General features: G+C 74.0%; 7 protein-coding genes. 2 read left to right on the forward strand and 5 right to left on the reverse strand.

Going from position 1 to position 10,843, the window contains the following annotated elements:
- Positions 1–140: 140 nt before the first annotated feature.
- From sucD to ACZ4TV_RS33240, 5 genes are all read right to left on the reverse strand, one after another.
- Complete coding sequence (sucD, locus tag ACZ4TV_RS33220) at positions 141–1,031, reverse strand: succinate--CoA ligase subunit alpha (RefSeq protein ID WP_030710487.1); 891 nt, start codon at positions 1,029–1,031, stop codon at positions 141–143.
- 21 nt (positions 1,032–1,052) lie between these two features.
- Positions 1,053–2,231 (reverse strand): ADP-forming succinate--CoA ligase subunit beta, encoded by a 1,179-nt coding sequence (gene sucC / locus ACZ4TV_RS33225; RefSeq protein ID WP_468138977.1) that lies wholly within the window; start codon positions 2,229–2,231, stop codon positions 1,053–1,055.
- Positions 2,232–2,580: 349 nt separating this feature from the next.
- Entirely contained in the window at positions 2,581–3,738 is a 1,158-nt protein-coding gene (locus ACZ4TV_RS33230) for a VWA domain-containing protein (RefSeq protein WP_468138979.1), read from the reverse strand.
- Positions 3,739–3,875: 137 nt separating this feature from the next.
- Positions 3,876–6,185, reverse strand: coding sequence for a DUF5682 family protein (locus ACZ4TV_RS33235; protein WP_468138980.1), 2,310 nt, complete (start codon positions 6,183–6,185; stop codon positions 3,876–3,878).
- Positions 6,182–7,288, reverse strand: coding sequence for an ATP-binding protein (locus ACZ4TV_RS33240; RefSeq protein ID WP_468138981.1), 1,107 nt, complete (start codon positions 7,286–7,288; stop codon positions 6,182–6,184). Before ACZ4TV_RS33240 ends, ACZ4TV_RS33235 begins: the two co-directional genes overlap by 4 nt.
- 134 nt (positions 7,289–7,422) lie before the next feature.
- Between ACZ4TV_RS33240 and ACZ4TV_RS33245 the strand changes: the two genes are divergently transcribed.
- Together ACZ4TV_RS33245 and ACZ4TV_RS33250 are read left to right on the forward strand one after the other, a co-directional pair.
- Complete coding sequence (locus ACZ4TV_RS33245) at positions 7,423–8,766, forward strand: SWIM zinc finger family protein (RefSeq protein ID WP_468138982.1); 1,344 nt, start codon at positions 7,423–7,425, stop codon at positions 8,764–8,766.
- A 322-nt stretch (positions 8,767–9,088) separates the two neighbouring features.
- Positions 9,089–10,672: a DUF5691 domain-containing protein gene (locus ACZ4TV_RS33250; RefSeq protein ID WP_468138983.1), complete on the forward strand. Its 1,584-nt coding sequence runs from the start codon at positions 9,089–9,091 to the stop codon at positions 10,670–10,672.
- Positions 10,673–10,843 lie beyond the last annotated feature (171 nt).

Consider the following 10,843-nt stretch of genomic DNA (forward strand, 5'->3'; position numbering starts at 1 on the left):
CCCCCCCCCCCCCCCCCCCCCCCCCCCCCCCCCCCCCCCCCCCCCCCCCCCCCCCCCCCCCCCCCCCCCCCCCCCCCCCCCCCCCCCCCCCCCACGCCCGTACATCCGCGCGTCCGTACGTACATCCGTACGGCGACTGCTTACTGAGCGGCGTTCAGGATCTCGCGCGCCAGCTTCGCGGTCTCGGTCGGCGTCTTGCCGACCTTCACACCGGCGGCCTCGAGGGCCTCCTTCTTGGCCTGTGCGGTGCCAGAAGAACCGGAGACGATGGCGCCGGCGTGGCCCATGGTCTTGCCCTCGGGGGCGGTGAAGCCCGCGACGTAGCCGACGACCGGCTTGGTGACGTTCTTCGCGATGAAGTCCGCCGCACGCTCCTCGGCGTCGCCGCCGATCTCGCCGATCATGACGATGAGCTCGGTCTCCGGGTCGGCCTCGAAGGCCTCCAGGGCGTCGATGTGCGTGGTGCCGATGACCGGGTCGCCACCGATGCCGACGGCGGAGGTGAAGCCGATGTCACGGAGCTCGTACATCATCTGGTAGGTCAGCGTGCCGGACTTGGACACGAGACCGATCTTGCCGGGCTTGGTGATGTCGCCCGGGATGATGCCGGCGTTGGACTGGCCGGGGGTGATCAGACCCGGGCAGTTCGGGCCGATGATCCGGGTCTTGTTGCCCTTGGCGGTCGCGTACGCCCAGAAGGCGGCGGAGTCGTGCACCGCGATGCCCTCGGTGATGACGACGGCCAGCGGGATCTCGGCGTCGATGGCCTCGACGACGGCGGCCTTGGCGAAGGCCGGCGGGACGAAGAGGACGGAGACGTTCGCGCCCGTCTTCTCCATCGCCTCGGCGACCGAGCCGAAGACCGGGACCTCGGTGCCGTCGAAGTCGACGGTGGTGCCGGCCTTGCGCGGGTTCACGCCGCCGACGATGTTGGTGCCGTCAGCCAGCATCAGCTTGGTGTGCTTCATGCCCGTGGCACCGGTCATGCCCTGGACGATGACCTTGCTGTCCTTGTTGAGGAAGATAGCCATGTGAGTCTGTGACCTCTGCCCTTACTTCGCAGCCGCGAGCTCGGCGGCCTTGTCGGCCGCGCCGTCCATGGTGTCCACGCGCTGGACCAGCGGGTGGTTGGCGTCCGAGAGGATCTTGCGACCCAGTTCGGCGTTGTTGCCGTCGAGACGGACGACCAGCGGCTTGGTGACCGCCTCGCCCTTGTCCTCGAGCAGCTTCAGGGCCTGGACGATGCCGTTGGCGACCTCGTCGCAGGCGGTGATGCCACCGAAGACGTTGACGAAGACGGACTTGACGTCCGGGTCACCGAGGATGATCTCGAGACCGTTGGCCATGACGGCGGCGGAGGCGCCACCGCCGATGTCCAGGAAGTTGGCGGGCTTGACGCCGCCGTGGTTTTCGCCGGCGTAGGCGACCACGTCGAGGGTGCTCATGACGAGACCCGCGCCGTTGCCGATGATGCCGACCTCGCCGTCGAGCTTGACGTAGTTGAGGTTCTTCGCCTTGGCGGCGGCCTCGAGCGGGTTCGCGGCCGCGTGGTCCACGAACTCCTCGTGGCCCGGCTGGCGGAACTCGGCGTTCTCGTCGAGCGAGACCTTGCCGTCGAGCGCGATGACATCGCCGGAGGCGACCTTCGCGAGCGGGTTGACCTCGACGAGGAGCGCGTCCTCGGCGATGAAGGTCTCCCACAGGGTCACGAGGACCTCGGCGACCTTCTCGGCGACCTCGGCCGGGAACTGCGCCAGGGCGACGATCTCGCGGGCCTTCTCGATGGTCACGCCCTCGTTGGCGTTCACCGGAACCTTGGCGAGCTTCTCCGGGGTCTCCTCGGCGACCTGCTCGATGTCCATGCCGCCCGCGACCGACGCCATGGCGAGGAAGGTGCGGTTGGTGCGGTCGAGGAGGTACGAGACGTAGTACTCCTCGAGGATCTCGGGAGCCGTCTCGGCGATCATCACCTTGTGGACCGTGTGGCCCTTGATGTCCATGCCGAGAATGTCCGTCGCCCGGGCGACAGCCTCGTCCGGGGTGGCGGCCAGCTTCACGCCGCCGGCCTTGCCGCGGCCGCCGACCTTCACCTGCGCCTTGACGACCGACTTGCCGCCCAGCCGCTCGGTGGCCTCGCGAGCCGCCTCAGGCGTGTCGATGACTTCACCGGCCAGCACCGGTACACCGTGCTTGGCGAAGAGGTCCCTCGCCTGGTACTCGAACAGGTCCACGCGCGTCCGTCCCTTGTCTTTTTTAAAGATTCGCAGTGATTCGCGGTTGTCTGCTATCTGCGTGGGCGTGCCGCGAAGGGCAACGTGACGGCGCTGTCACAAGGAAGGCGCACACGGTGACCGTGGACGCGGCATGTCCGTCCCGCAGGTTATCCCCGCCGGACGTAGGTCCCTAAATCGCAGATCACACCTGAGCGGTGATACCTGTCACAGATCGCCTCACGGTTGAACTGGAAGTTCGTGTGATTAACCGATTCACAGGACGGACGAGGGAAGGGCCGGGGAAGGGCCGGAGAAGGACGGCGGACGGGCTGGGGCCGGCCCGGCGAGGGGTCTGGGACGGGGCCCCTCAGGGGGTCGGAAGGGGCCGCTTCTCCAGTGCGGCGGCCATCACCTCCGGGAACAGGTCGGGGGTGCAGGCGAAGGCCGGCGCCCCGAGCGCGGCGAGGGCGGCGGCGTGCTCGCGGTCGTAGGCCGGGGCTCCCTCGTCGGACAGGGCCAGCAGGGTCACGAACTCCACCCCCGCCCCCTTCATCGCGGCGACCCGCTTGAGCATCTCGTTGCGGATGCCGCCCTCGTAGAGATCACTGATCAGGACGACGACGGTGTCGGCGGGCCGGGTGATCTTCGACTGGCAGTAGGCGAGGGCCCGGTTGATGTCGGTGCCGCCGCCCAGCTGGGTGCCGAAGAGGACGTCGACCGGGTCGTCGAGCTGGTCGGTCAGGTCGACGACGGCGGTGTCGAAGACGACCAGGCGAGTGGCAATGGACCGCATCGAGGCCAGCACGGCCCCGAAGACGGATGCGTAGACGACCGAGGCCGCCATCGAACCCGACTGGTCGATGCAGAGGATCACCTCCTTCTTCACCGATTGCGCCGCCCGCCCGTAACCGATCAGCCGCTCGGGGACGACGGTGCGGTACTCGGGCAGGTAGTTCTTGAGGTTGGCCCGGATCGTGCGGTTCCAGTCGATGTCGTGGTGGCGGGGGCGGCTGATCCGGGCGGAGCGGTCGAGGGCGCCGGTCAGGGTGGCCCGGGTGCGGGTCGCGAGCCGCTTCTCCAACTGATCGACCACCTTGCGGACCACGGCGCGCGCCGTCTCCTTCGTGGTCTCGGGCATCGCCTTGTTCAGGGAGAGCAGCGTGCCGACCAGGTGGACGTCCGGTTCGACGGCCTCGAGCATCTCCGGTTCCAGGAGCAGCGCGGACAGGCCGAGCCGCTCGATCGCGTCGCGCTGCATGACCTGGACCACCGAGCTGGGGAAGTACGTACGGATGTCCCCGAGCCAGCGGGCCACGTTCGGCGCGGACCCGCCCAGCCCGGCCGACCGCGCCCCCGAGGCCCTGCGGGACCCGCCGTCGCCGCCCCCGCCGTACAGCGCGCCGAGCGCGGCATCCATCGCCGCGTCCCGCCCGCTCAACGCGCACCCGGTCCCGTCGCCCTCTCCCCCACCGAGCACCATCCGCCACCGCCGAAGCCGCTCCACCGCGTTCCCTGCGCTTGTCATCCGTCCGTCCCCCTCCACTCGTCACGTCCACCAACCTTCACCACCGGCCGAACCCAGCCCGCCGGCCCAACCAGCCCCGCCGGCGTTTGAGGCGCGGGGGCCCGGGGGCAGCGCCCCCGGCAACGGCGCCGCACCACTCACGCCACCGCCACCCCGCCGGGAGGCGCCCCGCCGGGAGGCGCCCCGGCGAGCAGCATCCGGACCAGGTCCACCACCGCGTCCGCACGGTCGGCGTCCAGCTCCGGCGCGAAGCCCGCCGGGCCCGAGCCCGTCACGGCCACGGCCACGGCCGAGCCACCGCCAGGACCCCGGCGGACCAGCTCGCCCAGAGTCCGCTTCACCCCCGGCTCGTACGCCCCGAACGTCCGCCGCAGCAGCGGAAGTACGTCGGTGAAGGCGCGCTCCGGCACGCCCACCAGCCAGGTGTCGATCAGACCCAGCAGCCGGTCGTCGTGGACCAGCAGCGTGCCCCCGCCCGAACTCCCGCCCGCGAAGCCCTCGATCCAGCCCGCCGCGTCGGCCGGAGACGCCGCCGGGGACAGCGCGAGCCCCATCAGCCGGGCCGTCTCCTCGGCCGGCAGCCGACCGTCGTCGAGGAGCAGCCTGGTCGCCCGGCCGCGGATCAGCCCCGGCACGGTGTCCCGGCCGGCCAGCGTCCGCAGCACCGCGGACCAGCGCTCGCGCAGCCCCTCGTCCGCCTCCGCCAGCAGGCCGACCGCGCCGTGCACCCCGTCCACGTGGCCCCGCAGCTCCGCCGCCGCGTCGGCGTCCAGACCGGCCGTGCAGGCCGGTGGCAGCGCCACGCATATGCGCTCGGCGAGCCCGGCCGCCACCGTGCCGAGCGCCGCCGCGTCGGTGCCCCGCACGTCTCCGTACCGCAGCGAACGGGCCAGGGCCGGCAGTGCCTTGGCCAGGCGCGCCACATCGGTGTCCAGCGCGGCCCGGTCCGCGAGGGCCCGCAGCACCGCGGGCAGCGCCTCGGACAGTCCGGCGAGCAGGCACCGCTCGGCCAGCGCCGTCACCTCGCCCAGTTCCTCGGCTCCGGCCGCGTCCGCCTCGGCCTTGGCGGTGGCCGCCGCCAGGACGGTGGTGCCCCAGATCCCGGCCTCGGCAACCCGCACCGACAGCTCCGGTTCCCACCGCAGGCGCCAGGTCTCCCGGAAGGTCCCGGTGCTGCCCCGGGAGGCGGTCGGCGTGCCCCACCCGATGCCGAGCAGCCGCAGCCGGTGCAGCAGCAGGGACTTGGCGGCATCGGTGTCCTTGCGCAGGTCCAGTTCCAGCTCGCGGTCCTGTGCCTCGGCCTTGAGCCGCAGCGAGCGCTGCTGTCGCGTCAGGTCCCGCTGGAGCGGTACGACGGGCGCCCCGTCCGGGACCTCGCCCAGCACGTCGCCGACCACCAGGCGGTCCTCGATCAGCGCGAGGGGTATGTCGGAGCCGTCGCACATCACCGCCCGGACCGCCTCCAGGGTCTCCGTCAGGCCGGGCAGCGGCCTTCCCCGCATCGCGGCCAGGGTCTCGGCCAGCCGGACCGCCTCGATGACGTGCGCCGAGGAGACCTGCCGGTCCTCCTCGCGCAGCAGGCCGGCGACCTTGGTCAGCCACCGCTCCACGGGCCGGTCCCGGGCGGAGAAGAGGTGGGCGTACCAGCCGGGCGAGGTGATGCCCGCGCCGTACCCGCCGGCCCGGGCGAGCCGGCGGTGGGTCCAGGGCACCCAGGTGGTCTCCACCTTGACCTTCGGCAGGCCGCTCAGCAGCGCCTTGTCGGCGGCCACGGTGGTCTTGGCCCGCAGCGCCGGGACGTGCCAGGCCCCGCACACCACGGCGTACGCGTCGCCGAACTCCCGGCGGGCGGCCCGCATCCGCTGCCGCATGTACGCCTCGCGCACCAGGTCGCGGCGGTGGCCGCCGTCGCCGTACGCCTCGCGCAGGGCTCCCATGGCCTCCGCGAGCGCCTCGAACGCGCCGAGCACCTCCCCCCGGACGCCCCCGGCGCCGCGGTGCTCGACCACGTCCTCCCACCAGCGCTCGGGGTCGTCGTACCCGGCGGTCTCGGCCAGCACCGCGAGGGGGTCCACCCTGACGGCATCGGGCTCGGTGTGGTCCGCGTCCCCCTCGGCGGCGAGCGAGTGCGCGGCCGGCAGGTCCATGAACCGCACCGGTACGCCGGCCTCCTGCGCCCAGCGGATCGCCACCCACTCCGGGGAGAAGTCGGCCAGCGGCCAGAAGGCGGCCCGGCCGGGGTCGTCCGCGGCGTGCGCGAGCAGCGCCACGGGCGGCCGCATCCCCGGGTCGGCGGCCAGCGCGAGCAGCTCGTCCCCCTCGGGCGGTCCTTCGATCAGCACGGCGGCCGGGCGGGCCGCGTCCAGGGCGGCCCGGACCGCCCGGGCGGAGCCGGGCCCGTGGTGCCGTACGCCCAGCAGCAGCGGGCCCTTCGGGCTCGGGCTCATACGGTCACCTCCCGGCAGGCCCGGTAGAAGTCCTTCCAGCCGTCCCGCTCGCGGACCACGGCCTCCAGGTATTCCTGCCAGACCACCTTGTCGGCCGCCGGGTCGCGGACGACGGCGCCGAGGATCCCGGCGGCCACGTCGGAGGGGCGCAGCACGCCGTCCCCGAAGTGGGCGGCGAGGGCCAGGCCGCCGGTGACGACGGAGATGGCCTCGGCGGTGGACAGGGTGCCGCTGGGCGACTTCACCTTCGTCCGGCCGTCGTCGGTGACCCCGTCGCGCAGCTCGCGGAAGACGGTGACGACGCGGCGGATCTCCTCCAGGCCTTCGGGCGCGGCCGGCAGGTCGAGGGCGCGGCCCATCTGGTCGACGCGGCGGGCGACGATGTCGACCTCGGCGTCGGCGGTGGCGGGCAGCGGCAGCACCACGGTGTTGAAGCGGCGGCGCAGCGCGCTGGAGAGCTCATTGACCCCGCGGTCGCGGTCGTTGGCGGTGGCGATCAGGTTGAAGCCGCGCACGGCCTGTACCTCTTCGCCGAGCTCCGGTATCGGCAGCGTCTTCTCTGACAGGACGGTGATGAGGGTGTCCTGGACGTCGGCGGGGATGCGCGTGAGCTCCTCGACCCGGGCGGTCATGCCGTCGGCCATGGCCCGCATGACGGGGCTGGGGACGAGGGCCTCGCGGCTGGGGCCGTGGGCGAGGAGCCGGGCGTAGTTCCAGCCGTACCGGATGGCTTCCTCGGGGGTGCCGGCGGTGCCCTGGACGAGGAGGGTGGAGTCTCCGCTGACGGCGGCGGCGAGGTGTTCGGAGACCCACGTCTTGGCGGTGCCGGGGACGCCGAGCAGGAGCAGGGCGCGGTCGGTGGCCAGGGTGGTGACGGCGACTTCGACGATGCGGCGCGGCCCCACGTACTTGGGTGTGATCACCGTGCCGTCGTCGAGCGTGCCGCCGAGCAGGTAGGTGGCGACGGCCCACGGAGAGAGCTTCCAGCGGGTCGGGCGGGGCCGGTCGTCGGCGGCCGCCAAGGCTTTCAGTTCGTGTGCGAAGGCGTCTTCGGCGTGCGGTCGCAGCGCCTCGGCGCCGGTGCTGTTCTCGGGCATGGTCATGGTCCCCCTCCAATGCGCGGCAGCCGCTTCCGACTGCTGCGTCCAAGGTGCACCACGCCACTGACAACGGGCCTCGCTCACAGCGTTGTTGCAGGTCAGAGCGATTGTCAGTGGGAGTCCCTACGGTGGTTCACATGACTGAGCAGGGGGTCCGCTGGACAGCGGAACAGGTACTGGCTCTGGCTCCTGACGATGCCTCACGCAAGGCGGGGGGCAGACTCGGCGGGGCGGGGCCGTGGTTGCAGATCGGAGGTTCCGCTTCCGGTTCTGTGTGGGGGTTGTGCAAGGGCAGCGGCAGCAAGCCGTACCGGACGGTCGTGGACCTGGCGGGGCCGGCGTACAAGTGCTCCTGCCCGAGCCGGAAGTTCCCGTGCAAGCACGCGCTGGGGCTGCTGCTGCTCTGGTCCGCCGAGGGGGTCGGCGAGCCCGGCGAGGCGCCGGACTGGGCCGCGCAGTGGCTGGCGGAGCGGGCGGCCAAGGCCGCGCGGCCGGCCGCCGGGACGGGCGGGCCGGTGGACGAGGAGGCGGCCCGGCGCCGGGCCGAGCGGCGGGCCTCCCGCATCGGAGCGGGCGTCACCGAGCTGGAGCAGCGGCTGGCCGATCTGCTGCGCGGCGGCCTCGCGGGCCAGGAGCAGGCGGGGTACGCGGCGTGGGAGGAGACCGCCGCCCGGATGGTCGACGCACAGGCACCCGGACTGGCGGGGCGGGTCCGGGAGTTGGGGACGATACCCAGTTGCGGCACCGGCTGGCCCGCCCGGATGCTGGAGGAGGCGGCGCTGCTGCACCTGCTGGACCGGGCCTGGCTGGGCGTGGCCGGGCTGCCGGAACAGCTGGCGGCGACGGTGCGCAGCCGGGTGGGACTGCCGGCCTCCGGGGAGGGGGAGGCCGTACGGGACCGCTGGCTGGTGCTGGCCCAGTACGACTCGGTGTCACCGGACGGCCGGCTCACCACCCGCCGGATATGGCTGCGCGGGCTGGCGGGCGGGCGGCCGGCCCTGGTGCTGGACTTCGGACCGCCCGGGCGGCCACCGGGGCTGGCGCTGCCGGTGGGGCTGGTGCTGGAGGCGGAGATGCGCTTCCGGCCCGGGTCGGCGGGGCTGCGGGCGGACCTCGGGGAGAGGTTCGCGGCGGCCGTGCCGTGCACGGAGGTTCCGGCCGGGCTGAGCACGGGGGCGGCCCTGGAGGCGTACGGGGCGGCGCTGCGGGAGGACCCGTGGCTGGAGTCCTGGCCGGTGGTGCTCGGCCCGGTGATCCCGATACCGGGAGAGCTCGGCTGGCAGCTGGCGGACGCGGAGGGCGCCTGCGCCCTGCCGGTGCCCCTCACCGGGTCCGGTAGCCGCTCCCGCGGGGGGCTGTGGCAGCTGGCCGCGTTGTCGGGCGGGGGCCCGGTGACGGTGTTCGGCGAATGCGGCCACCGCGGGTTCACCCCTCTGACGGCCTGGCAGCCGGATTCGCCCGAGCCGGTCGCCCTGTCCTGAACAGGGGCGGGAGCAAGGAAGAAAAGAAGAAATCACAGAGGAAATCGCAGGGGGCCTGGGGGGCCGTATGCCGTCACTTAGGGGCGGCGGGGAGGGGAAGCGTACGACGCCGGGGGGCGCCGTACGCGGCACGAGGAGGATGCGGCGGCGCGGGGGCGCCGGCGTTGTGGTGACGAGAAGCCGGGGGGCTTGCATGAACGACAACCACGCCAGCTGAGCGCATTCGGACAGGACTGACGGGGCATCGACAGCTCCGGTCCCGTGGAGGGGGCGGGACCGGAGCGCAGGACGCGGCAAGGACGAGCGACGAGGGAGGGGCCCGATGGGCAAGGGTGACGAGGGGTACGGGGAGTGGGAGGAGCTGGTCGGCACCGCGCTGCTGGGCACCGACCGGCGCCGGGGCGGGGGCCCGGCCGGCTCGCCGGAGGCGCTGCTGGACGCGGCGGCCGTGCACACCGTACGGCGCCGGGCCGGGCTGCGGCCGGCCGAAGCGGGCCCGCGCCCGCAGCCCGCGCCCCGGGATCCCCGGCCGGCGCCGCCGGAGGCGGCCCGCCGCCGGCTCGCGCAGCTGCTGGCCGGCCGGACCGGCGCGGGCAACGGCGGCGGGCGGCGCGGGTCCGCCCCGGATCTGACGGAGCTGCTGCCCCAGTGGCTGGCCGCGGCCGGACGGCACGGATACCGCTCACCGGCCGCGCTGGTACCGGCGCTGCTGGACGCGGCCCGGGCCCGTACGGATCTGCGGCCGCAGGCACTGGCCCTGGCCGGGACGCGGGGGCTGTGGCTGGCCCGGATGAATCCGGACTGGCGGTTCGCCCTGCGCGGCGGGGCGGGCGGCGGCGGGGAGCTGCCGGACGTGACGGACCGGGAGGCGGTGGAACGGCTGTGGCAGGAGGGGCTGTTCGCGGAGCGGGTGGCCCTGCTGGGCGCCATACGGGCCCACGAGGCGGCGGCCGCGCCGCGGCTGCTGGCGACGACCTGGGCCACCGAACGGGCCGAGGACCGGCTGATGTTCCTCGATTCGCTGCGGGTGGGGCTGTCGGAGGGGGACGAGCCCTTCCTGGAGGCGGCGTTGGGTGACCGCAGCCGCAATGTCCGCGCGACGGCCGCCGAGCTGCTGTCGGCACTGCCGCGGTCGGCACTGGCGGGACGGATGGCGGAGCGCGCGCTGGCCTGCGTGGGCCCGGAGGGGGTGACTCCGCCGGCTGAGTGCGATGCGGGGATGCTCCGCGACGGGGTGGTCAAGCGGCCGCCCGCCGGTCGCGGGGAGCGGGCCTGGTGGCTCGGCCAGTTGGTGGAGGCGGCGCCGCTGTCGTGCTGGCGGGAGCGGTTCGGGGGGCTCGGCCCGGCGGAGATCGTGGCGCTGCCGGTGGCCGCGGGCGAGGGCTGGACGGAGGAACTGCACGCGGCGTGGTGCCGGGCCGCGGTGCGCCAGCGCGACGCGGAGTGGTCGCGGGCCCTGCTCGGCCCGGCGTCCGCACCGCCCGCGGCGGGTCCGGGCACGGCGTCGCTCGCGGAGCGGGCCAAGCTCCTGGAGACCCTGCCGGACGCGGAGCGGGCGGAGTGGGTCGCGCAGTTCGTACGGGCCCACGGACTGTCCGAGGCGTTCCAGCTGCTCGGGGTGTGCGTGGTGCCGTGGGCCGGGACGCTGGGCCGGGCGGTGGTGGACGCGCTGGACATAGCCCGCGAGGCGGGCAGCTACCCGTGGAGCTTCAGCGGGGTGATGGGCCTGGCCGAACGCTGCCTCGATCCTGCGGAGGCCGGCCGGCTGGAGGCCCTGACCGCGGCCGCGGAGGAACCGCCGGACGCGGTGCCAGGCGCTGCCGCGTACTGGGCGGAGGCCTTTCAGCGGCTGGTGGCCACCCTTCGGCTGCGCGAGGCGATGCTGTCGGAGTTGGCCCCGGCGTAGCCCTCCCGGGGGGTGGCGGGTGGCGGGGTGGCGGGGGGGGGGGGGGGGGGGGGGGGGTGGGCCCCCCCCCCCCCCCCCCCCCCCCCCCCAGGCCGCTACCAAGCAAAAAACCCCCTCCCCCCTCCGAATTGTCTCCCCCAACCGTAGAATCCCCCCCCCCCCCCAAAGTCT

It is taken from the genome of Streptomyces sp. NPDC028910 (assembly GCF_055564955.1).